The sequence below is a fragment of the Sinorhizobium sp. 8-89 genome, from assembly GCF_030124325.1.
Taxonomy (GTDB): domain Bacteria; phylum Pseudomonadota; class Alphaproteobacteria; order Rhizobiales; family Rhizobiaceae; genus Sinorhizobium.
In genome coordinates this window covers 43,905-66,680 of the sequence record NZ_JASKLR010000016.1, presented here as the reverse complement: position 1 = coordinate 66,680, position 22,776 = coordinate 43,905, and the positions used below count along the sequence as shown (strand labels likewise).

Annotated in this window: 21 protein-coding genes and 1 pseudogene; 10 read left to right on the top strand and 12 right to left on the bottom strand. The window is 63.9% G+C overall.

Annotated features, from left to right (window positions below):
- Window positions 1-2: 2 nt before the first annotated feature.
- Window positions 3-476 (bottom strand): nuclear transport factor 2 family protein, encoded by a 474-nt coding sequence (locus tag QN219_RS24185; RefSeq protein ID WP_284002611.1) that lies wholly within the window; start codon window positions 474-476, stop codon window positions 3-5.
- A gap of 220 nt (window positions 477-696) precedes the next feature.
- Window positions 697-1,153, bottom strand: a pseudogene (locus QN219_RS24180) (carboxymuconolactone decarboxylase family protein).
- A 120-nt stretch (window positions 1,154-1,273) separates the two neighbouring features.
- On the opposite strand from QN219_RS24180, the gene QN219_RS24175 reads away from it, so the two are divergent.
- Window positions 1,274-2,164, top strand: coding sequence for a sigma-70 family RNA polymerase sigma factor (locus tag QN219_RS24175; protein ID WP_284002610.1), 891 nt, complete (start codon window positions 1,274-1,276; stop codon window positions 2,162-2,164).
- Between the two features lie 97 nt (window positions 2,165-2,261).
- Complete coding sequence (locus QN219_RS24170) at window positions 2,262-2,738, top strand: VOC family protein (protein WP_284002609.1); 477 nt, start codon at window positions 2,262-2,264, stop codon at window positions 2,736-2,738.
- A gap of 38 nt (window positions 2,739-2,776) precedes the next feature.
- Here the strand turns inward: QN219_RS24170 and QN219_RS24165 are convergent, their stop codons facing one another.
- Window positions 2,777-2,986, bottom strand: coding sequence for a hypothetical protein (locus QN219_RS24165; RefSeq protein WP_284002608.1), 210 nt, complete (start codon window positions 2,984-2,986; stop codon window positions 2,777-2,779).
- An 896-nt stretch (window positions 2,987-3,882) separates the two neighbouring features.
- Here QN219_RS24165 and QN219_RS24160 point away from each other — a divergent pair.
- Window positions 3,883-6,096, top strand: a complete 2,214-nt coding sequence (locus QN219_RS24160; protein ID WP_284002607.1) for an adenylate/guanylate cyclase domain-containing protein — start codon at window positions 3,883-3,885, stop codon at window positions 6,094-6,096.
- Window positions 6,097-6,221: 125 nt separating this feature from the next.
- Here QN219_RS24160 and QN219_RS24155 read toward each other — a convergent pair whose 3' ends face one another.
- On the bottom strand, window positions 6,222-6,515 hold the full coding sequence (locus QN219_RS24155; protein WP_284002606.1) for a hypothetical protein: 294 nt from the start codon (window positions 6,513-6,515) through the stop codon (window positions 6,222-6,224).
- 6 nt (window positions 6,516-6,521) lie between these two features.
- On the bottom strand, window positions 6,522-7,319 hold the full coding sequence (locus tag QN219_RS24150; protein WP_284002605.1) for a thioredoxin family protein: 798 nt from the start codon (window positions 7,317-7,319) through the stop codon (window positions 6,522-6,524).
- 116 nt (window positions 7,320-7,435) lie between these two features.
- Between QN219_RS24150 and QN219_RS24145 the strand changes: the two genes are divergently transcribed.
- From QN219_RS24145 to QN219_RS24130, 4 genes are all read left to right on the top strand, one after another.
- Window positions 7,436-8,656: a helix-turn-helix domain-containing protein gene (locus QN219_RS24145; protein WP_284002604.1), complete on the top strand. Its 1,221-nt coding sequence runs from the start codon at window positions 7,436-7,438 to the stop codon at window positions 8,654-8,656.
- A gap of 119 nt (window positions 8,657-8,775) precedes the next feature.
- A complete protein-coding gene (locus QN219_RS24140; RefSeq protein ID WP_284002603.1) occupies window positions 8,776-9,147 on the top strand; it encodes a nuclear transport factor 2 family protein in 372 nt (123 codons plus the stop codon).
- A 104-nt stretch (window positions 9,148-9,251) separates the two neighbouring features.
- Window positions 9,252-9,884 (top strand): PQQ-binding-like beta-propeller repeat protein, encoded by a 633-nt coding sequence (locus tag QN219_RS24135; RefSeq protein WP_284002602.1) that lies wholly within the window; start codon window positions 9,252-9,254, stop codon window positions 9,882-9,884.
- Between the two features lie 172 nt (window positions 9,885-10,056).
- Window positions 10,057-11,295: an MFS transporter gene (locus QN219_RS24130; RefSeq protein WP_284002601.1), complete on the top strand. Its 1,239-nt coding sequence runs from the start codon at window positions 10,057-10,059 to the stop codon at window positions 11,293-11,295.
- 97 nt (window positions 11,296-11,392) lie between these two features.
- Here the strand turns inward: QN219_RS24130 and QN219_RS24125 are convergent, their stop codons facing one another.
- The 5 genes from QN219_RS24125 to QN219_RS24105 all read right to left on the bottom strand — a co-directional run bounded on the left by QN219_RS24125 (window position 11,393) and on the right by QN219_RS24105 (window position 16,401).
- Window positions 11,393-11,914 carry a YHS domain-containing (seleno)protein gene (locus tag QN219_RS24125; RefSeq protein WP_284002600.1) on the bottom strand — a complete coding sequence of 174 codons (522 nt, stop codon included), beginning with the start codon at window positions 11,912-11,914 and terminating at the stop codon, window positions 11,393-11,395.
- Between the two features lie 143 nt (window positions 11,915-12,057).
- Window positions 12,058-12,648, bottom strand: a complete 591-nt coding sequence (locus QN219_RS24120; RefSeq protein WP_284002663.1) for an ankyrin repeat domain-containing protein — start codon at window positions 12,646-12,648, stop codon at window positions 12,058-12,060.
- A gap of 89 nt (window positions 12,649-12,737) precedes the next feature.
- Window positions 12,738-14,480: a TRAP transporter large permease subunit gene (locus QN219_RS24115; RefSeq protein WP_284002599.1), complete on the bottom strand. Its 1,743-nt coding sequence runs from the start codon at window positions 14,478-14,480 to the stop codon at window positions 12,738-12,740.
- Entirely contained in the window at window positions 14,477-15,145 is a 669-nt protein-coding gene (locus QN219_RS24110) for a TRAP transporter small permease subunit (RefSeq protein ID WP_284002598.1), read from the bottom strand. The genes QN219_RS24115 and QN219_RS24110 overlap by 4 nt, the downstream gene beginning before the upstream one ends.
- Window positions 15,146-15,258: 113 nt before the next feature.
- Entirely contained in the window at window positions 15,259-16,401 is a 1,143-nt protein-coding gene (locus QN219_RS24105) for a TRAP transporter substrate-binding protein (RefSeq protein ID WP_284002597.1), read from the bottom strand.
- A gap of 191 nt (window positions 16,402-16,592) precedes the next feature.
- On the opposite strand from QN219_RS24105, the gene QN219_RS24100 reads away from it, so the two are divergent.
- The 3 genes from QN219_RS24100 (at window position 16,593) to QN219_RS24090 (ending at window position 20,734) form a co-directional block, all read left to right on the top strand.
- Window positions 16,593-17,927: a sorbosone dehydrogenase family protein gene (locus QN219_RS24100; protein WP_284002596.1), complete on the top strand. Its 1,335-nt coding sequence runs from the start codon at window positions 16,593-16,595 to the stop codon at window positions 17,925-17,927.
- A gap of 199 nt (window positions 17,928-18,126) precedes the next feature.
- Window positions 18,127-18,783, top strand: a complete 657-nt coding sequence (locus tag QN219_RS24095; protein WP_284002595.1) for a phytochelatin synthase family protein — start codon at window positions 18,127-18,129, stop codon at window positions 18,781-18,783.
- Window positions 18,784-18,913: 130 nt separating this feature from the next.
- A complete protein-coding gene (locus tag QN219_RS24090) occupies window positions 18,914-20,734 on the top strand; it encodes a tetratricopeptide repeat protein (RefSeq protein ID WP_284002594.1) in 1,821 nt (606 codons plus the stop codon).
- A gap of 183 nt (window positions 20,735-20,917) precedes the next feature.
- Here the strand turns inward: QN219_RS24090 and ftsZ are convergent, their stop codons facing one another.
- Window positions 20,918-21,961, bottom strand: a complete 1,044-nt coding sequence (gene ftsZ / locus QN219_RS24085) for a cell division protein FtsZ (protein ID WP_284002593.1) — start codon at window positions 21,959-21,961, stop codon at window positions 20,918-20,920.
- Window positions 21,962-22,157: 196 nt separating this feature from the next.
- Window positions 22,158-22,541, bottom strand: coding sequence for a cupin domain-containing protein (locus QN219_RS24080; protein ID WP_284002592.1), 384 nt, complete (start codon window positions 22,539-22,541; stop codon window positions 22,158-22,160).
- Between the last annotated feature and the right edge of the window lie 235 nt (window positions 22,542-22,776).

The window sequence follows — 22,776 nt, the reverse complement described above, 5'->3', positions numbered from 1 at the left end:
TATTACAATCCGAGTTCCGAAAGGCCGGGGTGATCCGCCGGCCGCGGCGCGGACCTGTCCCAGAAGAACTTCCGATCCGCTTCCTTGATCGGCATATCGTTGATGCTGGCATGGCGCGTGTGCATCAGGCCGTTCTCGTCGAACTCCCAGTTCTCGTTGCCATAGGCGCGGTACCAATTGCCGGAGTCGTCGCGATATTCATAGGCGAAGCGCACCGCAATGCGGTTGCGGTCATGTGCCCACAGCTCCTTGATCAGGCGATATTCGAGTTCCTTGTTCCACTTGCGCGTCAGGAAAGCGACGATCGCCTCGCGGCCTCGCACAAATTCGGCCCGGTTACGCCACCGGCTGTCGACGGTGTAGGCGCGCGACACCCTTTCCGGATCGCAACTGTTCCAGCCATCTTCGGCGGCACGCACCTTTTGTATCGCCGTCTCACGGGTGAAGGGCGGCAGCGGCGGGCGTTGTTCGGACATCTTCAATCTCCTTCGTTGGCTAGACTGTACTGTTCGGTAAACTCTGTGTCAATCAGTACAGTCAGCGCGTGAGGAGGTCAATGCCGAATGGTTCATATTCGGCTCCTTGCCGTGCGAATTCGACAAAGCTGCAAATGTCTATCGTGCTGAAACGACACGGGGCGCCTCGCCAGACGCGCCGATGTCGCTGCAACAGCTTGAGAACGGCGTCCGCTCGCCCTCAGCTCCAGTCCCACTGCCCCGCCACCTGCCGCGTCGCGACGTTGAAGCGGTTCCAGGTGTTGATGAGCGAAATCTGGATGATGAGCGCGGCGAGCGCCTGTTCGTCATAATGCTTCGCCGCCTCGTCCCAGATCTCGTCCGGAACCGGGTCGGCCCGGTCCGCAAGCCGCGTCACCGCCTCGGTCAGCGCCAGTGCGGCCCGCATCGGTGAAATAGGGCGCGTCGCGCCAGGCGGAGACCGCCATGATGCGCTTGTCGCTTTCGCCGGCCTTCTTCATCAGCCGCGGGTGCATGTCGACGCAGACGCTGCAGCTGTTGATCTGGCTGGCGCGCAGGTGGACAAGGCCGACCGTCAGTTCCGGCACGCCGCCCTTCTCCGCCGAAGCACCAAGCGCCTGCAGCGCGTGCATGGCTTCGGGTGCTATCATGGCGATGTTGTTCATTCTGGCTTGCATCGTGCATCTCCTTCGGATGTGTTGGCCAAATTCGACGGCAACCCCGGCCGATTTCCTGTCACATCGGCGGGGTTTCGTTCGTCATGCCCCATGACGAAGCCGAGCGGAGGAATGTGACCGATGGATGAGAAAAAATTTCTGGCCGAGCAGTTCGAAGGCAACCGCCGGCGCTTGAGCGCCGTCGCCTACCGCATGCTCGGCTCGAAGATGGAAGCCGAGGACGCCGTGCAGGAAGCCTGGCTGCGCCTTAGCCGCACGGATGCGGGCGAAGTCGAAAATCTCGGCGGCTGGCTGACGACGGTGGTGGCGCGGGTCTGCCTCGACATGCTGCGCACGCGAAAAGCCCGGCGCGAGGAGCCTCTGGAAGCCCAGGCGCCCTCGCCCGCCGCCCGTCTCGCGGAAGGCCCGGACCCGGAGCAGGAGGCACTGCTTGCGGATTCCGTCGGACTGGCGCTGCTCGTGGTCCTGAACCGCCTGACGCCGTCCGAGCGCATCGCCTTCGTGCTCCATGACATGTTCGATCTCTCCTTCGACGAGATCGCGCCGATCGTCGAGCGCACGCCGACGGCTGCCCGCCAGCTCGCAAGCCGCGCTCGCCGCCGCGTCGGGGGTGCCGATACCGGCGCGAAGCCGGATATCGCCCGGCAGCGGAGCGTGGTCGATGCCTTCCTCGCTGCCTCGCGCGCCGGCGATTTCGATGCGCTGTTGAAAGTGCTTGCCCCCGACGTGGTGTTCCGGGCGGACCCGGTCGCAGCCCGGCTTGGCGTCCGCGCCGAGATCCGCGGTGCGGCGGCCGTCGCCGAAACCTTCAAGGGCCGCGCCCAGGGAGCGCAGCCGGCGCTGGTCGACGGCGCGATCGGCCTGCTCGTCGCCCCCGGCGGCCAGCTGCGGGTCGTCCTGGCGATCACGATCCGCGAGGGCAGGATCGTCGCGATCGACGCTCTTGCCGATCCGGAACGGCTCGATCGGCTCGACCTCGCGGTGCTTGGCCCGCAAGCGAAAGGACCGTAACCGGACGGATCGGAAAAATTGCAGGCGCGCTGTCGGTAGCGGCGAAGGGGAAGCGTCCTATGTAGCACCGGATACCGGTTCAACAGGAGGCTTTCCCATGTCCAGGGTCATCTCTCACCTCTGGTTCGCCGAGAACGCGCGTGAGGCCGTCGAATTCTACGTATCGGTCGTCCCCAACTCCTCTATCGGCCGAGAAACGATCGTCCCGGCCGAAACGCCGAGCGGCCCTCCCGGCAGCGTCTCGATCATCGAGTTCAAGCTCTGCGGCCAGAATTTCACGGCGCTGCAAGCCGGCCCGCTCGATGCCTTCAACCATTCGTTCTCGATCCAGGTCGAATGCGACAACCAGCGGGAGATCGACCGCATCTGGAACGCCTTTATCGACAACGGCGGCGAGGCGGAACAATGCGGCTGGCTGAAGGATCGCTGGGGCCTCTCATGGCAGATCGTACCGCGGGTGCTGGGCGAAATGGTCGCGAACCCCGACCGCGAACGCGCCAGGCGCGCGACGGAAGCCATGCTCGCCATGGTCAAGCTCGACATCGCCGGGCTCGAACGCGCCTTCAACACCTAGCTGCTGTGCGAGACCGCGTCGCGGCTTGAGGCCAACCGTCACGACTTCCAGGCCGCCTCGCTCTTTTGTTCGTAGTGGGTGAAGGCCTTCACCAGCCCACCGAGGACCTCCGCCGAGGTCTCGAACATCGCCTTGAACTGCGGATCGTCGACCTTGGTAATGTCCTCGCGCAGGTGGTCGATGAGCGCGTTCAGCTCGCCTTTCATCCTTTCGGTGTGATGCGTCGGATTTGCGTCGCGCTGGGCCATTTCTGGCCTCCTTTCCGTTTCGATTGGACCGGCTTTACGGGCACAACGTTTCGGATTCCGGGCGGTTCCGGAGCGACCGTCGTCACACGGGAAACAATCGTATTTCGTTACAAATCGCCCTTAAAAGTTACTGGACCAGGGCGGTGGAATTGGCAAATATGGGCATGCAAATCCGTGAGAATTCATATAGAGAATTCATTTCAGTGTCCCTTTAGATCAGAGCTCGCTGCCTGCATGTGAGCTCTGATTGGGAGTTCGAACTCGCCGGGATAGCGGCGATTCCCGAGGACGCGAGAGAGGGGTTTCAAACGGGTTGGCCCGAATGCTTTTTGGGTGGGCACGGCGTTTCTGACAATGGATGAGCGCCAATAAGTTGGCAGGCATTTCGTCGCGAACTTCTCTCAGAGTCCGTTCCTGTGGAGCGGGCTCTGTTTTTGTGTTCGGGAGGTCAAGCCGTGCCGGTCGGGCCGTTTTCCGCCGCCCGGAACCAATGATCGCGAGGAAACGTTCGGGGCCTTCGGAAGGTGGCATCCGATGGAACCGATTTTCACCCGATTACCCTCGCATTCCTGGCGATCGTGAACAAGCCGCTGTAGCACTGAGCTGCATGTTTCGATTCTTCGACCGATTCAGGGAAACAGGCAGTGGCAGCAGCGACTTTTGCGCGTCTGGTCAGACGCGCGGCGCTGTAATGGCATCGGAGAGGCACCTGCTGTAAGCTGTCGCGCAAGGTGTGGAGTCGTTTCCAGCCCACGTCCCTTCTGACCAGCGGTGCGCTTATTTTCAGACGCGCGGGGTCACTGTAACGCTTTGAATTGCAGCATGATTTATCGTGCCGAGGAAATCGGCGGAGTATATGCACGCATCGCGGGAAAGCCGCGCATGGAAGACCGGGCATGGAGCGCCATCTCGCAGCCATCCTCATTGCCGACGTCGTCGGTTACAGCCGTCTGAGCCGGATCGACGAGGAGGACACGCGCATCCGTTTCCACACGGATCTGTCCGAGATCTTCGAGCCGCAGATCGCCGAACATCATGGGCGCCTGGTCAAGACCATGGGCGACGGCCTTCTCGTCGAGTTCCATAGCGTCGTCGATGCGCTTCGCTGCGCGGTGGGCGTGCAGCGGGAGAAGGCTCGGCGCAATGCCGACGCGCCGCGCGAGCAACGGCTCGAATTCCGCATCGGCATCAACCTCGGCGACGTCATCGTCGAGGGCGACGATATCCACGGCGACGGCGTCAACATCGCCGCCCGGCTGGAGGCGCTCGCGGAACCCGGCGGCATCGCGATTTCCGGCTCTGCCTACGACCAGTTGAGGACGAAGCTTGCCGTCGGCTTTCTCTCGCTCGGCGAGCAGAAGGTGAAGAACATTCCCGAGCCGGTGCGCGTCTATCGCGTCGTGCTCGATCCGACAGCGGCCGGCAAGACTGTCGCCGCACCCAGGACGCGCGGCGCAGGGCTCGCCGCAGCGATCACCGCGGCCGTAGCGGCGATACTCGCCGGAGCCGTGCTCTGGTGGCAGCCCTGGACGCTTGTCTGGCCGGAGCCGCCTCCCCAGCGCATCGCCTATCCACTGCCGGACAAGCCCTCCGTCGCCGTGCTGCCCTTCATCAATGTCAGCGGCGACCAGACGCAGGACCATCTGGCGCGGGGCCTGACCGACGATCTCATCACCGAGCTCTCGAAGGTTTCCGGCCTCTTCGTCATCGCCCGCCACTCCGTCCTCGCCATGCGCAGTTCAGAGGCGACGATCCAGGACGTCGCCTCTGAACTCGGCGTTCATTACGTGCTCGAAGGCTCGCTGCAGCGGGCGGATTCGCGGCTGCGCATCAATGTCAAGCTGATCGACGCGATGACTGGCCACTCGCTCTGGGCCGAGCGCTACGACCGCCAGTACAGGGATCTCTTCGCCGTCCAGGACGACGTCATCGGCAAGATCACATCGGCCCTCGAGGTCAAACTCAGCCAGAGCGAGCAGGACCGGCTCTCCCGCATACCGACCGACAATCTGGAGGCCTACGACAATTATCTGCGTGCCGAGCAGGAAGGCCTGATCTATAGCGACGTCAACACCTATCGCCGCACCCTCTCCTTCTACCAGAAGGCGATCGATCTCGACCCGCGTTTCGCCGACGCCCATGCCGGCATCGCCCGGGTCGCGGTCGATGTCTGGCGCAACGATTATAACTATCTCTGGTCCGCCGCCGTCGCCCGCAAGATCGCCTACGACGCCGCCGGCGAGGCCCTGAAGCTCGACCCCAACAATGCCCGCGCCCACACCGTGCTCGCGCTTTTGCAGCTCGTCGACGGCCGTGACACCGAAGCGCTCGATTCCGCCCATCGCGCGGTCGCCGCCCAGCCGAGCGACGCGGAGGCCTACGGCAACCTTGCGTTGATCCTGGCGCATACCGGCAGCCATCAGGAGGCGATCGCGGAAATGCAGCGCGCCTTGCGGCTCGACCCTTCGCCGTCGCCGAGCTTCCAGCTGCTCGCCGGCATCGTCTTCTACACCGCCCGCGACAACGACCGCGCCATCCCCCTGATCGAAGCGGCGCGTGACGCGCTGCCCGATGCCGAACCCGCCCGCGAATATCTCGCCGCCGCCTATGCCCGTCGTGGCGACGCGGCGCGCGCGACCGCCGCAGTCGGCAAGCTGAAGGCGCTATATCCGGAGGCCAATTTCACCTATTACAGCTACCTCTATGACTATTGGGGCAAGGAGGATCTGGCCTACCACCTCGCCGGTCTGAAAGCGGCGGGCGTACCGGAGTGGCCCTTCGGCTTTGCCGGGGCGGCGGCCGACCGCCTCTCCGAGGCGGATCTCGCCGGCCTCATCGACGACAAAACCTGGATCGGCAAACACAAGAACGGCACCGAATTCCTCCAGGCCTTCGACAGGGCCGGCAACACCGCCTATCGCACCGCAAACACCAGCATCACCGGCGTGGCGGAAATCCGGGGCGACCAGCTCTGCGAAAAGATCGGCGGCTATTTCCTCGACCGCATGGTCTGCGGCTATGTCTATCGCAACACCACGGGCGAGCAGACCGACAAGGACTACATCCACGTCACCCCGCAAGCGCTGAAGTTCTTCTCGCTCGAGCGGTAACGCTACTGCATGTATCCTTAGATCGTATTCGATTTAAGGATAAGAACATGCAGCGATTCATGGTGCTACAGCGACCTTTGTGCGTCTGAAAAGACGCACGGCGCTGTAAAGTGCCGCGCGTCTTGTCAGACGCGCCGCGCTTTGGAGACCAGCCTCAGCCAGGGCGGCAAATGAAAGACGCTCATCAGCAGGTACATCAGCACCATTCCGGTCAAGGGCGACGCATCCGGCACGGACGAGCAGAGCATATCCTCCGGGCCAAGAACGCCAGTCAGCAGCGCCATGGTTGCGAAGGTCGGCGCCGCCGCGAAGGACAGCCAGTTGGCAGCGCAGAAGGTGACTGCGTTGCCGCCCGGAACGCCGGCCGATCCACTGCCTGCGGCCGGCGTTCTCTTCGGACTGGTGGAGGGGCGCAACATCGGACGTCAGCTCCGCCCATAGGCGTCGCGGTGGCGCCACCAGATACCGTGTTCGTTGCGCCCCAGAGGCGCACGGTCGAGCCATTGATACATGCCCCACAGGCTGTCCAGTCCGCGCGCATAGCTGGAATAGGTATGGTAGACGACGCCTTCATCGAGCACGAAGGCGCTGACGCCCGGCCTGTCACGCGTATAGGTGGGAACGTCGGTTCCGGTCATCGCTGCGATTTGTGCCACCGGCCCTTCGCTGGCGGCCGACTGCCATTCCTGAACGGTCTTTCCTGCCAGCGGCTCCGGTGCCGGCGGCTCGCGGCGGAAGTTGTATTCTATGCCGCCCTTGCGCTGCTCTTCCTCGGTGAACCAGACGCTGAAATCACGGTTGAAATCGCCGTCGTTCGAGGACGCCCAGGGAAAGCTCCACCCCATCCGCCGCTTGAATGCCTGCAGCTTTGCGAGCGGCGCTCGCGAGATCGCCGAGAAGGCGACATCGTGGTTCTGCAGATGGACGACGATGCCGTTGAACCCATCCGCGATCGAAGAGCAGGACGGGCAACCGGCTGTGTAATCGGGGCCGAACATGAAATGGTAGACGAGAAGCTGCGAGCGGCCTCCAAAGAGGTCTTTGAGCGAGGCGCTTCCTTCCTCGGTCTCGAACCGGTAGTCCTTGTCGATCCGGACCCAGGGCAGCGCCTGGCGCCGGAGCGCCAACGCGTCGCTGCGCCGCGTCAGCTCCTTCTCGTCCTCGAGCAGATCGAGCCGTGCTGCCAGCCACCCTTCGCGCGTCCCGGTCAGATGTTCCGTCATCATTCTTCTCCTGTCTGGCGCCGTCCCGTTTTCGGTGCGACGTGTTGCTTGTTGGTCGGGAGATAGATTACGACCGGGTATCGAATGGTGAGAGTGACAAGTGTGACGGGATTCCGATGGACTCGCTGATCACCGCCGCGGCGCATGCACTCGCGGCGGGTGATCCCCTCGGCGCATTGAAGCGGGTTGCGCTCCGTGGCGACGCGCCCGCGCTCGCGCTCCGCGGCATTGCCATGGCGCAGCTCGGCGATCTCGTGCGCGCGAAGGCCTTGCTGAAGAGTGCCGCGCGCGCCTTCGGCCGCAGAGAAGCGGTGGCGCGCGCACGATGCGTCGTCGCCGAGGCCGAGATCGCCCTCGTCTCGCGCGATCTCAGCTGGCCCGCGAAGGCGCTCGACGCAGCGCGCGCGACACTCGAGGCGCATGGCGACCGGGTGAACGCCGCGCATGCACGGAACGTCGAAGTCCGCCGCCTGCTTTTGATCGGCCGCCTCGACGATGCCGAGCGCATGCTCTCCGCGCTCGATCCCTCGCCGCTTCCACCCGCCGCGCGCGCCGCGCATGAACTCGCGGTCGCTGGCATCGCCGTCCGGCGCTTGCGGACGAAGACGGCGCATGCCGCGCTCAGCCGTGCCACTGAAGCCGCGCGCGCGGCGGATATCCCGGCGCTGACGGCGGAGGTCGAAAACGCAGCGCTCGTCCTGAAGACGCCGGCGGCGCGGCTGATCGCCCGTGGCGGGGAACGACCGCTCCTGCTCGAGGAGGTCGAGACGCTCTTCGCGTCCGGCGCGCTTGTCGTCGACGCCTGTCGCAATGTCGTGCGCGACGAGAGGCAGGCGGTTTCGCTCGCGACCCGCCCGATCCTGTTCGCGCTGGCGCGGGCGCTCGCCGAAGCCTGGCCGGCAGACGTATCGAGGAGCACGCTCCTTTCCCGCGCCTTCCGGGCGAAACACGCCGATGAATCGCATCGCGCGCGGCTTAGGGTGGAAATTGGACGGCTCCGCGCGGAGCTTCGGGCGCTGGCGGACGTGAGCGCGACAAAGAATGGCTTTGCGCTGGTGCCGCGCCGCGCAAGCGACGTCGTCGTGCTTGTGCCGCCCGTCGAGGAACGGCACGCGGCGGTGCTCGCCTTCCTTGCCGACGGCGAATCCTGGTCGAGCTCGGCGCTGGCGATCGCGCTCGGCGCGAGCCCCCGCACAGTGCAGCGGGCGCTCGAACAGCTTGCGGAGGCCGGCAAGGTGCAATCCTTCGGCCGCGGACCGGCGCGCCGCTGGATGACCCCGCCGCTCACCGGTTTCCCGACAATCTTGTTACTCCCCGGCCCGCTGCCGAGCGACTAGGCTCAGGACCACAGCCGGATTGATGCGATCTGGATAAAGGCAGATAGTTTGCAGCGCGGCCGGCGCGCGGCGACGGTGCTGCATGTTCAGGATCGACCGGCGGGACGGAGACTGGGGCGATGGACATTCGATCAACACTGAAGGAGCTATGCGCGGCCTTCAACACGCACGATCTCGATCGCATCATGGCGTTCTTTTCTGACGATTGCGTCCTGGAGATGCCGAGAGGAAGCAAGCCCTGGGGTACTCGCTTCGAGGGCAAAGAGAACGTACGTGAAGCGCTGGCAGCACGCTTTGAAGGCCTGCCCGATGTCCACTACGGCAACGATGAGCATTTTGTGGACTCGGCTACCGACACTGGAATCTCGAAATGGACCCTCACGGGCACGACCCGCGACGGGATCAGAACGGAGGTCCGGGGTTGTGACTTCTACACGTTTCGCAACGGGAAGGTGATCCGCAAGGACTCCTATTGGAAAATCGTGGAATAAGAATGCGGTGTTGGTCTGCCGATCGACAGGCGCATCGCAGCAAGCCACATGCTGCGGCGAGCTTTGTGCCGCGCTGCAGAAAATCATGTCTCAGGAGGAAAAGCATGAAACGATCTGCCGCCGAAATTCTCTGTGAATACGGCCCCTTCCCCGGAGCCGACAACGTGCATGGCGTCACCTTCGACGGCGGCCAGGTCTGGTTTGCATCCGGAGACAAGTTGAATGCCTTCGATCCGGCGAACGGGGAACTCACGCGCTCGATCGATGTCGCCGCGCATGCGGGAACGGCCTTCGACGGGCAGCACCTGTTCCAGATCGCCGAGGATCGCATCCAGAAGATCGACCCCAAGACCGGCCGCGTGCTCGCCACCATCCCTGCGCCCGGCAACGGTGGCGACTCGGGCCTCACCTGGGCCGAAGGCACGCTCTGGGTCGGCCAGTACCGAGACCGCAAGATCCATCAGGTCGATCCCGAAACGGGCAAGGTCCTCCGCACCATCGAGTCCAACCGCGTCGTCACCGGGGTCACCTGGATCGACGGCGAACTCTGGCACGGCACCTGGGAAGGCGACGAGAGCGATGTCAGGCGCATCGACCCCGAAACGGGAAACGTCCTGGAGAGGGTCGACATGCCGCCTGGCATGGGCGTATCGGGACTGGAGTCCGATGGCGCCGACCGCTTCTTCTGCGGCGGCGGAAGCGCCGGCAAGGTGAGAGCCGTCCGTCGCCCGAGGTAGGGTTTGGCGATCCGCCCCGAACCCGCACCCGCTCCAGGCGCAGATAACCGTCCCCGGCCACGGCAAGCCGCGCGGCGATGTCGTGCAAGATTTTTCGGCAGGCATGTCGTTTTTCATGCGGCTCGTTCGTCTTGGAGGAGCGTCGCTGCCAATTTTGCCACGAGGTATTCTCATGTCGCACGCTGAGTTTCAGACACAAAGTTCATATCGCTGGGTGATTGTTGCCGCCGGCGGCCTGTTGGGCTGCATCGCAATAGGCGCCATGTTTTCACTGCCGGTTTTTCTCGTGCCCATCTCCCGGGATACCGGATGGTCGGTCACGGGCGTATCCAGTGCCATGACCATCGGGTTTGTCGCCATGGCGCTGGCAAGCATGATCTGGGGTACTCTGTCGGACCGCTGGGGGCCTCGCGTGGTCGTGTCGATCGGATCGGCTGTCTTGGCCGCGGCACTGGCTCTGGCAAGCAGGGCGACCTCCCTTGTCGAGTTTCAACTCGTCTTCGGATTGGCTGTCGGTGGCGCGACCGCCGCGATTTTTGCCCCGATGATGGCCTGCGTGACCGGCTGGTTCGACACGCACCGCAGCCTTGCCGTCTCGCTTGTATCGGCCGGCATGGGCATGGCGCCCATGACCATGTCTCCCTTCGCGGCCTGGCTCGTCACCATCTATGATTGGAGAACGTCCCTCCTGATCATCGCCGCCCTTGCCGGGGCCGTAATGATCCCGGTCGCGCTGCTCGTGCGCCGCCCGCCCGCTCTCGAAGGCCCAGCTGCCGTCGCTTCTCCCGATGGAGAGCAGCAATCCGCCATGTCCGTGGGACAGGCGATGAGGTCGCCGCAGTTCATCATCCTGTTTTTGACGAACTTTTTCTGCTGCGCCACGCACTCGGGCCCGATTTTCCATACGGTGAGCTACGCGATAAGCTGCGGCATTCCGATGATCGCGGCGGTCTCGATCTACAGCGTGGAGGGGCTGGCAGGCATGGGCGGCCGCGTTGCCTTCGGTCTTTTCGGAGACCGGTTCGGCGCCAAACGGGTTCTGGTCTCGGGGCTGCTGCTGCAGGCGTTCGGCGCGTTGGCCTATTTCTTCGTGCGCGATCTTGGCGCGTTTTATGCCGTGGCGGCGGTGTTCGGCTTCATCTACGCCGGCGTTATGCCGCTATACGCCGTGATTGCCCGCGAGAACTTTCCACTGCGCATGATGGGCACCGTCATCGGCGGAACGGCAATGGCCGGCAGTCTCGGCATGGCGACCGGTCCCTTGGCAGGAGGCCTGATCTACGACACCTTCGCCAGTTACGGTTGGCTCTATATCGGCGCCTGGGGCATCGGGATCGGTGCCTTCCTGATCGCATTGACCTTCAGGCCCTTCCCCAAGGCCAAGGCCGAGCCGGCGCCTTTGCCCGCATGAAGATAACGAACTCGCTCGGCCGCGCACGGAATGTGTCGCGGCCGTTGCTGCTGATCAGCTCACACCGCCGCCGCGTACGTTGGTACTTCGTGGCGCCTCACTTGGCGCTGGCTTGCCAGTTCGTCTGCAGCTTTTCGGTGACCAGCGTCTGCTGCACCTCGGACCAGTGTTTCTGCGACTCGACGACCTTGCTCGGGTTCTTTTCAAAGCCGTCGGCCGCACCCGGGTCGTAGCTGATGTAGAGCTTGCCGTCGATGATCCGCCATGCCCTCGGATCGATATTGGTGGTCACCGTCCCGAGGGAGACGCCATCGGCGCAGTAGCCGCCATATTGCGGGGCGTATTTCGAGGGCTCGCGCATGAAAAGGTCGCGATGTTCGGCGCTGGCGAAATGCCAGGTCGCGCCGAGCCAGCGGTGCGAGTATTCCGGCGATCCCTCGACCGCCTTGTTCTCGGTGAAATAGGCGACGGGATCGTAGCCCTTGATGGCGACGTCGCCGAAATAGCCGGTGTTGACGAGCGCTTCGGCACTCGCAACCCCTCCCGAGGAGAAGAGGATGGTCGCCGCGCCGAACGCGAGGGCGATCCGCATCCCGCATTTTCCTTGATAGTTCGTCATGACAGTTCTCCGAATTCCGACCGTTGTCGGCTACATCCTGCATGTTCCCTTAAATCGTTGCCGATCTAAGGATAAGAACATGCAGCAATCAAAGTGCTACAGCGTCCTTTGCGCGCCGGAAAAGACGCGCGGCGCTGTAGGCGTCATTTCCGCTTGGTGCACTCGTTGTAGAGCCATTCGCCGACAAGATCGGCGCCCTGGCAGACGGCACCAGCCTTGAGCAGCAGCCCGGCGGCATCCCAGTGCTCGCGCCACCCCGCCTGGGTCAGAGGCGTGTAGCCGTTTCTTTCCTTCGCTTCGACAACCGCCTCGTTGGCGAGCAGAAAAGCGACCACGTCCGCGTGGCCCTCCTCGGCCGCCGCATGGAGCGGCGTCATCCTGTAGAAATTCTTGTCGTCGTTGACCGCCGCGCCCTTTTCGACAAGCAGCTTCACGATCTCGAGATTTCCGCCATAGGCGGCCGCGTGCAGCGCGGTCAGCCCACCCTTGTTGCGGATCTCGATGTCGTTGCCCCGCTCCAGGAGAAGCATCACGACATCGCTCTTTCCGGCAAGCGCCGCGATCAGCAATGCGGGCTCGCCGGTGTCGTCCGGCTCCGCCACCTTGGCGCCCTGGTCGATGAGTTCCTTGACCCGCCCGACGTCGCCTTCCCTCGCCGCGTCGTGCAGCGGCCCTGCCACGACGGCCGAGGCCGAAAGCATGGCACCAAGAATGACGGAAACAAGATACGACATGCTCCGCGCCATCTTCGTTCTCCCATGGGCGGAAAGCAGTCAAACTACCACACCCCCGTCAGGCGAGGCAAGAATTGCGCGGGTCCCGCTCAACCGTAGAGATACTCCGGCAGCCAGAGCGTCATGCCGGGCCAGAGATACATGAGGACCATGCAGAGGATGACGATCAGCATGTAGGGCATCATGCCGGCGAAGATCTGGTTCAAGGTGACATGCGGCGGCGAGACGCCCTTCAGATAGTAAGCCGACATCGCGACCGGCGGCGACAGGAAGGCCGCCTGCAGGTTGACGAAAACGAGCACGCCCCAGAGAACCGGGTCGATGTCGAAGTGCCTCAGCATCGGAAGGAAGATCGGCACGAAGATGATGATGATCTCGGTCCATTCGAGCGGCCAGCCGAGAATGAAGATGATCGCCTGCGACAGGATCATGAACTGAACGGGCGTGAGATCGAGCGCCAGCACCCATTGCTCGATCAGCGCCTGTCCGCCAAGGATGGCGAAGACGGCGGAGAAGAGCGCCGAGCCGACGAAGAGCCAGCACACCATGGCCGTGGTCTTTGCCGTCAGGAACACCGCTTCCTTGGTGCGTTTCCAGTTGAGCGTGCGCGCCTGAAAGGCGAGCAGGAAGGCACCGGCGGCGCCGACAGCCGCGGATTCGGTCGCGGTCGTGATGCCGAACAGGATGACGGCAAGCACGACGACCGTCAGTATGGCGAGCGGCAGGACGGAGGAGACGAGCATCTTCATCACCTGAAGCCGCTCCGCGCTCATATTGCGGTAGTAGCGGATGAGCACCACGGCGGCGATCGCGGCGGCGATGCCGAAGGACACGTAGAAAGTGGTCGCCGGCCCGTCGACCGCAGCCGGACCTGCATCCGCCGCCGGCGCGCCGAGTTGCTCCAGCCCCTCCGGCGCTTCCGTCTCGGCGGAGGCCTGCGGATGGATGACGGCATACCACCACACGAGCGCGAGCGTGAAGGCCGTCAGCGAGAAGGGCACCAGCGCCGCGCCGAAATTCTTGACGAGCCGCCAATAGGTGAGCCGCCCCTCCCCGGTATCGAGCGCCATCGCCTTCGACGGCGAGACCAGGGCGCGGAAAAGCCCGGCCAGCATGTTTGGCGAATAGGCTGCCTGAAGGCGGGGCATCCAGGAGGCAACCGGAACCCGCGTCTGCTCCTCGGGCAAAGCCGGCGCGATCTTCGGATTGATCGCCGCCCAGCCGAGAATATAGGCAAGATAGAGGAGCGACAGGAAGAAGCCGGGAAACATCGTGGCGGCATAGAGCTTGACCACCGACTGCCCTGCCACCGCCGCATAGACGATGATCATCACCGAGGGCGGAATGAGGATGCCGAGGGTGCCGCCGGCGGTGATCACTCCCGAGGCGAGCTTGACGTCGTAGCCGGCGCGCAGCATCGGGTTCATGGCGATGACGCCCATCAGCACCACCACGGCGCCGACAAGGCCGCTCGCAATGCCCCAGAAGGTGCAGACGATCAGCGTCGCCACGGCGAGCGACGCCGGCACCCGCCGGAAGGAGAGCTGGATGCTGTAGAACATCTTGTCGACCAGCGCGCCCCTCTCCATCACATAGCCCATCAGCACGAAGAGCGGGATCGAGATCAGCACGTCGTTGGTCATCGCCCCATAGGTGCGCTGGACCATCAGGTCGAAGACGCGGTTGTCGATCCAGTGCTCGGCCGGATTGTAGAAGGCATAGAAGCCGAAGAGCATGCCGAGCCCCATCAGTGTGAAGGCGGTCGGGAAGCCCATGATGATGACGACGATAATGAGCGCCAGCATCGTCAGTCCAAGGAACGGATCGCTCACGTTTCGGCCTCTCCCCCCATGCCCCGTTGCCGGGCCGCCTTTTCGATGTTCTGCGCCCGCTCGATCGCCGCCTCGCGGGCTTCCTCGTCGACAAATTCGCTGTGCGCGAGCTGCTCGGCGACGACGTCGATCTCCTCGACGTCGCGCAGCCGGCTCGGCCACTCCCCGGTCCTGAGACACACAACGCAGCGGGCGATCTCGGCGAGCCCCTGCAGCATCACGAGCGCGCCCGCGATCGGAATTACCGTCTTGAAATAATAGATCGGCGGTCCTTCCGCCGTCACCGTCGAATGCTCCCCGATCCGCCAGGACAGCGCCGCATAGTCGTAGCCGGCATAGATCAGGGCGGCGACGCCGGGCAGGAAGAAGAGGATGTAGAGCAAAAGGTCGAGCGCCGCCTGCGTGCGGGGCTTAAGCGAACTATAGAGAAAATCGCCGCGCACATGGGCGTTCTGCGCCAGCGCATAGGCGCCGGCGAGCATGAAAAGCGTGCCGTAGAACATGTTGCTGGCATCGAAGATCCACGCCGTCGGCATGTTCATGATGTAGCGCTTGAAGACCTCGACGCAGACGAGTGCCATCAGTCCGATGATCAGCCAGGCCGAAGCCTTCCCGACCCAAACGCTGATTGCATCGACCCTCAGGAGAAAATGCTGAACGTTCACCCCGCGCCTCCCACCGGCGGCGGCAGACACGGCCGTGGCCGCATCACCGCTCTATCTCATTGGAATCGGTGACGTTTGCGGCCTCGGGCCCAGCGGCCCGAGGCCTTGTCGAGCTAAAGCTCCTTGGCCACACCCTCCTGGCCGAAGTAATGGTCGAAGACCAGCCGCCGGCCGACGACGGTATCCTGTTCCCATCGCGTCGCCCGATCGGCAAAGGCAATTTGGGACTGGATGACCTCCTTGAACAGCGGGTTTTCCGCCGCCTTCTTCTTCACCACCTCGTCATAAACTTCGAGCTGCCTTTTCAGGATCGCGTCCGGCGTTTTGTAGAACTTCACCTGGTCGTCCGTCTGCATCGCCACATAGTCTTTCGAATAGCGGTCGATTGCCTTCCAATGCATGTCCTGCGACGCAGCCTCCGCCGCGTTGGAGATTATCGCCTTCATCTGCTCGGGCAGGCCGTCATACTTGGCCTTGTTGAACAGGATCTCGAACTGTTCGGCATTCTGGTGATAGCTCTGCAGCATGCAGATCTTCGAGACGTCCGGGAAACCTAGCACCCGGTCGGACGAAGCATTGTTGAACTCGGCCGCATCGAGCAGGCCGCGGTCCAGAGCCGCGACGATTTCTCCGCCCGGCAGTGCGTTGACGGCGGCACCTAGACCGGTGAAGACGTCGATCGAGATGCCGACGGTGCGGAACTTCAGCCCCTCGATGTCCTCGGCCTTGGCGACGGGCTTCTTGAACCAGCCGAGGGGCTGCGTCGGCATCGGTCCGTAGAGGAGCGAAACGACGTTCGCGCCGATCGATTCATAAAGTTTCGCGAGCAACTCCTTGCCGCCGCCGTATTTGTGCCAGGCGAGCAGCATGTTGGCATCCATGGCAAAGCCCGGCCCGGAGCCCCACAGGGCCAGCGCCGACTGTTTTCCATAGTGGTAAGCGACGACGCCGTGGCCGCCGTCGAGCGTCCCTTGCGAGACGGCGTCGAGCAGGCCGAATGCCGGTACCACGGCACCCGCCGGCAGCACCTCTATATTGAGGTCCCCGCCGGTCATGTCGTTGACCTTCTTGGCGAAATCCAGCGCGAATTCGTGAAAGATGTCCTTGGAGGGCCATGTGCTCTGCCAGCGCATGCTCACGGGCCCCTGTGCCTTGACGATGCTCGGTGCAGCGACCATCGCCGCTCCGGCCATTGCTGCGCCACTCAGGAATTTGCGACGCGACGTGCTCCCCCCGGTCTGGGTTCTGCGTTTCATCTTTTCCTCCCGAAAACATAGGCTTTTCGCCTAAGCATTTAAGAATACTCCTAATGACGCCCCGCGCAAAGATTGCAGGGAACGATGGCCGGGCACCGCCGTTAGGAGCGCGAGAGAAAGAAGCTGGAGCGCATCGAAGCCTCGTGAGACGATGCGAGCGCGGCACGAATATTCCGCTCGAAGGACGCAAGATGAATACCGGTGCGATTGGAATTGCAGCTACCGTCCTCGCCGGTGCGCTCGCCGCGGCTTGCGCCGGCGTTTCGGCGCAAGGACGAGCGGAGCAAAGCGGCAGCTACGGCCCCGACCCGACCTTGCCGGCGCCCACCAGCACGCTGATACCGACGGTCAACATCGCCGAGGCCAAGGGTTGGCCAAATGGCGCCAAGCCGAAGGCGGCAAGCGGGCTGAAGGTGAACGCCTTTGCCGGCGACCTCGACCATCCGCGCTGGCTGCATGTGCTGCCGAATGGCGACGTGCTGGTTGCCGAAAGCAATGCCCCCGCCAAACGCAACGGAGGCTTCAGCATCAAGAAGGTGTTCATGGATCAGGCCCAGAAGCGGGCCGGCGCCGCCACCAAAAGCGCCAATCGCATCACCCTCTTGCGTGACACCAACGGCGATGGTGTCGCCGATCAGCGCAGTGCTTTCATCGAGGGTCTCAACTCCCCCTTCGGCATGACACTTTCCAAAGGCAGGCTCTACGTCGCGAACACCGATGCCCTTGTCGCCTTCCCCTATACCGAAGGCGAGACCCGAATGAAGGCAGCGCCTGAGAAGATCGTCGATCTGCCGGCGGGAGACCTCAACCATCACTGGACCAAGGACGTGATCGCCAGCCGCGACGGCAGCAAGCTCTATGTCACCGTCGGATCGAACAGCAATGTCGGGGAAAACGGCATGGCCGCGGAGGAAAATCGCGCCGCCGTTCTCGAGGTCGACGCGGCGACCCGCCGCACACGGGTCTTCGCCTCGGGCCTGAGAAACCCGAACGGGCTCTCCTGGAATCCCGACGACGGCAGGCTTTGGGTCGCCGTCAACGAGCGCGACGAGCTCGGTGACGATCTGGTGCCGGACTACATGACCTCCGTGCGGGGTGGCGGCTTCTACGGCTGGCCCTACAGCTATTTCGGCCAGAACGTCGACGCGCGCGTCAAGCCGCCGCGCCCGGACCTCGTCGAGAAGGCGATCAAGCCCGATTATGCGCTCGGCGCCCACACCGCCTCGCTGGGGCTGACCTTCGCGGCCGGCGCACGGCTCGGGCCGGACTACGCCAACGGCGCCTTCGTCGGCCAGCACGGCTCATGGAACCGCAGCGTGCGCAGCGGCTACAAGGTGATCTTCGTGCCCTTCCGGGACGGCAAACCCGCCGGCCCGCCGAAGGACGTCCTGACCGGTTTCATCGACAAGGACGACAAGGCGCTGGGGCGCCCGGTCGGCGTGGCGATCGACAAGAAAGGCGCCTTGCTGGTGGCCGACGACGTTGGCAACGTCATCTGGCGCGTGACGTCGGCAAACGGGCGCTAGGCGACCGCATAACACGCGGCAGTGAAATTCTCCCGTCCGACTAACGGCGACGCGCCGCGGTTCTGATTGATCCTGCGACCTCCATCAGGCATTGTTCCTACTGCATGTTTCCTTAAATCGTATCCGTTTTAAGGACAGCGTGCTTTGCGCGTCTGATAAGACGCGTGGCGCTGTAGTCTGCCCGGTCGAGGTTCCCGCCATGAAGCGCGGTCTGGTTTTCGCCATAGCGGTCGGCGTCGGCGTGCTCTGCGGCGCCACCTATTTCGCCGCTGTCCCGTCCGGCGTTTCGTCCGAAGCGATCCAATCCGCGGTCATTCGCACGCCGGAACTGATGGACCGCGCCTGGCAGCTCCCGGTGGCCGCCAGCTTCGGCAAGGACGTCACCTGGCAGTCGAACGGCTCGCGCTGCGGCCCCGCCAGCATCGCCAACGCGTTCCGCTCCATTGGAGAAGAGGAGACGACCGAGGCCGAAGTCCTCGAAGGCACGGGCAAGTGCTGGACCGGGTTCTGCTTCATGGGGCTCACGCTTGATGAACTTGCCGAAGTCGCGCGAGCGAAGACCGGCCGGGAGGTATCGGTTCTTCGGGACCTGACGGCGGAGGAATTCCACGATCATATGAAGCGCGCCAACGATCCCGGCCGCCGCTACATCGTCAATTTCACCCGCGAAAAGATCTTCGGCGCCGGCGTCGGCCATCACTCGCCGATCGCAGCGTATCTCGAGGCGGAAGACATGGTCTTCGTTCTCGACGTGAACGAGGACTACAAGCCCTGGCTGATCGAGCGCGAACGGCTGTTCTCGGCGATGGATACGTTCGATGGCGAAAAGAAGCGCGGGCTGCTGCTGATCGAATGAATGGTCCCGCGACGCCGGCCGTCTTCATGGACTCCCAATTCCGCGATTGTTACTCTTCCGCAGCAATTCAAAGTGCTACAGCGATCTTCGTGGGTCTGAAACACGCACGGCGCTGTAGGAGACGGGGCGCATGAAGCGGCGGCTGGCAGCAATCCTGGACGCGGATTTTTCCGGCTACAGCCGGATGATGCGGCATGACGAGGCCGGCACCTTCGCGGCGCTGAAGGCGCACCAGACGGAGGTCATTCTCCCGACCATTGCCGAGCGCGGCGGCCGGGTCGTCCGGCAGATCGGCGACGGCCTGCTCGCCGAATTTCCGAGCGTCTTCGGGGCGGTCACCTCGGCGCTCGAGATCCAGCAGGCAATGCTCCGGCGCAACGAAACCGCAGATTCCGACCGCCACATGCACCTGCGGATCGGCATTCACCTCGGCGATGTCATCGTAGAAGACGACGGGATTCACGGCGATGGCGTCATCGTCGCCGCGCGGCTCCAGGAGATCGCACCGCCGGGCGGCATCTGCATCTCGCAACAGGTGCACGACCATATCGGGACGAAGCTCGATTTTCCTTCGACCGATCTCGGCCGCCGCACGCTCCCCGACATTCGCCACCCCGTTCGCGTCTGGCGCTGGATGCCGGACGAGGCGGCGCCCGGCAGCACGGCGGCGGCGCGTCGGCTCGGTGACGACGACCGATGCGATCAGCCCCCATCCGCTCACGCCGCCCGCACCCTGCCCGATCGCAAGCGGCCGTCGATTGCGGTGCTGCCGTTCATCAACATGTCCAGCGTCGACGAACAGGAGCATTTTGCCGACGGGTTCACCGAGGAGCTCATCCACACGCTCGCGCGCTGCCGGTGGCTGCACGTCGTCGCCCGCAATTCCTCCTTCGCCTACAAGGGCAAGCCCGTGGACGTCCGGAAGGCCGCCGAGGATCTCGGGGTGAAATACGTGATCGAAGGCAGCGTCCGGCGATCGGGCGACCGCATCCGCATCACCGCCCAGCTTCTGCGCGCAGACAGCGCCACGCTTCTCTGGGCGGAACGCTACGACCGGACGCTGGACGACCTGTTCGTGCTTCAGGACGAGATCGCCGGCCAGATCACCGGCACGGTCCAGCCCGAACTCGGCATCATCGAATTTGCTGCCCTTCGCGGGCAGACCGCCGCCGACATGGATGCCTGGGACATCTACCTCAAAGGTCTCTGGCACCTCTACAAGTTCAATCTGGACGACCTGAAGATCGCGAAAGAGCTCTTCGAACGCGCGGTGCGCGTCGACCCGACATTCGCGCAGGCCTATGCGCGCCTCGCCTATGTGCACATCCAGCTCGGCTGGTATGGCCCGATGGACGAGCGCGGCTTGCGGATCGCCGACGCCATCCGGCTCGCGGAGCGCGCAATCGCCCTCGACAGCCGCGAGCCCGCCGCCCATGTCGCCCTCGGCCGGGCGCTGGCTCTGCGCGGTCAGCCGGAACGTGGCATCGTCCATCTGCGCAATGCGCTCGAGCTCGACGCAAGCTTTGCCCAGGGCCATTTCGCCCTGGGCCAGGCGCTCTGCTACGTCGAACGCCCGGAGGAAGGCATCGCCGAAATCAACGAGGCGTTCCGGCTGAGCCCGCGCGATCCGCATCTCTGGACGTTCCACAACATGCTGGCGATCGCGCATTACCAGTCGGGCCGGCTCATGCAAGCCGAAGCTGCGGCCCGAGCATCGCTGAGGCAGGAAAACACCACCTTCTGGCCGGCAATGCTGCTGACGGCAGTCGTCGGCGCCCAAGGCAACGCCGAGGCGGCACCTGCGGCGCTCACCGAACTTCTAAAATTTCGGCCGGAGATGACGATCGAAAAAGCACGAGCCGAATTCTATTTCGGCGGCGTCCCGGCCATGCCGGAACACTTCATCGACCGCTTCGCCACCGACCTCGAGCGCGCCGGCTTGCCGGGATAGGCAGTGCCGGAGAAGCTGCGGAACGAGAAGGCTCGCCTTGCACCGCCTGCTTCTCCGGCTCCCCCGCCTAAGCAATTCCAGAAAAAGTGTGTAGCGGTTTTCCCTCCGGAATTGCGTAATTCAAACCAATTCCACGAATAGCGTGCGACGGCTTTCCGCCGGGGATTGCCTGATTTCGCGGACTTATTGCAGCGTGCGCGATGGCATCTGCGCCGGCTGGCCGTTGACCATCTCGGGTTGGCCCTGCATTTCGCCGGCTGTGCGCGGGCTGTCGAGGCCCGTTGCCACCACCGACACGCGGAAGGTGCCGTCGAGCGTCCGGTCGAAGATCGCGCCGACGACGATGTCGGCCTCGTCATAGACCTCCTCGCGGATGCGGGTGGCCGCCTCGTCGACCTCGAACAGCGTCATGTCCATGCCGCCGGAGATCGAGACCAGCACGCCCTTGGCGCCGCGCATCGACACTTCGTCGAGCAGCGGGTTGGCGATCGCCGCTTCGGCCGCCATCATCGCGCGGTTGTCTCCGGTCGCCTCGCCCGTTCCCATCATCGCCCGGCCCATGCCCTTCATCACCGTCTTCACATCGGCGAAGTCGAGGTTCATCAGGCCTTCCTTGACGATCAGGTCGGTGATGCAGCTGACCCCCGAATAGAGCACCCGGTCCGCGATCATGAAGGCATCGGCGAAGGTGGTTTTGGCGTCGGCGATGCGGAAGAGGTTCTGGTTGGGGATGACGATGACGGTGTCGGCGCTCTCGCGCAGCCGCTCGATGCCCTGCTCCGCCGTCTGCATCCGCCGCTTGCCCTCGAAGCTGAAGGGTTTCGTGACCACCGCGACCGTCAGGATGCCGGCGCGGCGTGCTGCCTCCGCGATAACCGGCGCCGCCCCGGTGCCCGTGCCGCCACCCATGCCCGCGGTGACGAAGCACATATGCGTGCCGCCCAGATGATCCATGATCTCGTCGATCGATTCCTGGGCCGCGGCGTTGCCGATATCGGGCAACGAGCCGGCGCCGAGGCCTTCGGTCACGGCCGCGCCGAGCTGGATGCGCCGCTCCGCCTTTGACATCGAAAGCGCCTGCGCGTCGGTGTTGGCAGCGATGAAATCGACGCCTTGCAGCTCTTCCGCGATCATGTTGTTGATGGCGTTGCCGCCACCGCCGCCGACACCGATGACAGTGATTTTCGGACGCATCTCCGTGATGATAGGCTTCTTGTACTCTGTCATGGCTCTTCTCCTTGGGCAGTTCCGCGGGTTGTCAAAGGCTTGTCGGCCCCCGGAAACTGCGACGAAAGCGGTGCGGGCGCGAATCAGTCAGCTATTTTAGGAACTCAAAAAGGCCACGGAGAAGGCAAGAACGGCAAAAACGAGGCAAGTCCACAGCTACGTGCGGCGGGCCTCATACAAATGGCCGGATGACCGGCTACAGCCTCGCCCATCGACGAACCGGAGGTTCGCGATGGTCGAACGCTGCCTCGAAACAGGCGGAGGCAAGAACCGCATGCATGTGAAGGGTCGACTTGCCTACATTGCGGAAGCCATGCCGGAGGCCAGCAGGAACGATCAGCGAGCGGCCATGCGTCAGCACCATGCGCTCCCCACCGAGCCAGGTCTCCGCTTCGCCCGCCAGCACGGTCAGCACCTCCTCCACGAAATGGAAATGGTCAGGCGCGCCGGCGCCAGGTGCGACCCACTGCTCGAAGATGCAGAGCTCTGTCGAGCCAACTGAGGCGGCGACGTGCATCCGGGTCTGGACGCCCGGGCGCCATTCCTCAAGCGGGTGATCGGTATTCGAGACGACATCCATTTGCGTGCCCCTTGCTCGGCGCAGGACCGCTTCGCGGTTCTATCCCACTCCGGATCGTAGGCTCCTACGACCCCTGTAGCAAATATGCCTGCTATTCCTAATTGCCGTACATGCAGGATCCCGGCCCTCCTCTCCTGCCGCAGCGGCAAGGGCGACGAACAGGGCGCAGGCGATGATGACTGCGGTCGCGATAACTGAAAGAAATTCGGCCGCCGAGGCTGCTCGGTCGCCGAAG

What these genes read in the sequence shown, in the direction of transcription:
- QN219_RS24160 (WP_284002607.1), top strand. Translation starts at nt 3,883, where the DNA reads ATGGAGCGCCATCTCGCAGCCATCCTCATTGCCGACGTCGTCGGTTAC.
- QN219_RS24175 (WP_284002610.1), top strand. Translation starts at nt 1,274, where the DNA reads ATGGATGAGAAAAAATTTCTGGCCGAGCAGTTCGAAGGCAACCGCCGG.
- QN219_RS24170 (WP_284002609.1), top strand. Translation starts at nt 2,262, where the DNA reads ATGTCCAGGGTCATCTCTCACCTCTGGTTCGCCGAGAACGCGCGTGAG.
- QN219_RS24120 (WP_284002663.1), bottom strand. Translation starts at nt 12,648, where the DNA reads ATGTCGTATCTTGTTTCCGTCATTCTTGGTGCCATGCTTTCGGCCTCG.
- QN219_RS24095 (WP_284002595.1), top strand. Translation starts at nt 18,127, where the DNA reads ATGAAGCGCGGTCTGGTTTTCGCCATAGCGGTCGGCGTCGGCGTGCTC.
- ftsZ (WP_284002593.1), bottom strand. Translation starts at nt 21,961, where the DNA reads ATGACAGAGTACAAGAAGCCTATCATCACGGAGATGCGTCCGAAAATC.
- QN219_RS24105 (WP_284002597.1), bottom strand. Translation starts at nt 16,401, where the DNA reads ATGAAACGCAGAACCCAGACCGGGGGGAGCACGTCGCGTCGCAAATTC.
- QN219_RS24140 (WP_284002603.1), top strand. Translation starts at nt 8,776, where the DNA reads ATGGACATTCGATCAACACTGAAGGAGCTATGCGCGGCCTTCAACACG.
- QN219_RS24100 (WP_284002596.1), top strand. Translation starts at nt 16,593, where the DNA reads ATGAATACCGGTGCGATTGGAATTGCAGCTACCGTCCTCGCCGGTGCG.
- QN219_RS24130 (WP_284002601.1), top strand. Translation starts at nt 10,057, where the DNA reads ATGTCGCACGCTGAGTTTCAGACACAAAGTTCATATCGCTGGGTGATT.
- QN219_RS24150 (WP_284002605.1), bottom strand. Translation starts at nt 7,319, where the DNA reads ATGACGGAACATCTGACCGGGACGCGCGAAGGGTGGCTGGCAGCACGG.
- QN219_RS24185 (WP_284002611.1), bottom strand. Translation starts at nt 476, where the DNA reads ATGTCCGAACAACGCCCGCCGCTGCCGCCCTTCACCCGTGAGACGGCG.
- QN219_RS24145 (WP_284002604.1), top strand. Translation starts at nt 7,436, where the DNA reads ATGGACTCGCTGATCACCGCCGCGGCGCATGCACTCGCGGCGGGTGAT.
- QN219_RS24125 (WP_284002600.1), bottom strand. Translation starts at nt 11,914, where the DNA reads ATGACGAACTATCAAGGAAAATGCGGGATGCGGATCGCCCTCGCGTTC.
- QN219_RS24080 (WP_284002592.1), bottom strand. Translation starts at nt 22,541, where the DNA reads ATGGATGTCGTCTCGAATACCGATCACCCGCTTGAGGAATGGCGCCCG.
- QN219_RS24090 (WP_284002594.1), top strand. Translation starts at nt 18,914, where the DNA reads ATGAAGCGGCGGCTGGCAGCAATCCTGGACGCGGATTTTTCCGGCTAC.
- QN219_RS24155 (WP_284002606.1), bottom strand. Translation starts at nt 6,515, where the DNA reads ATGTTGCGCCCCTCCACCAGTCCGAAGAGAACGCCGGCCGCAGGCAGT.
- QN219_RS24135 (WP_284002602.1), top strand. Translation starts at nt 9,252, where the DNA reads ATGAAACGATCTGCCGCCGAAATTCTCTGTGAATACGGCCCCTTCCCC.
- QN219_RS24165 (WP_284002608.1), bottom strand. Translation starts at nt 2,986, where the DNA reads ATGGCCCAGCGCGACGCAAATCCGACGCATCACACCGAAAGGATGAAA.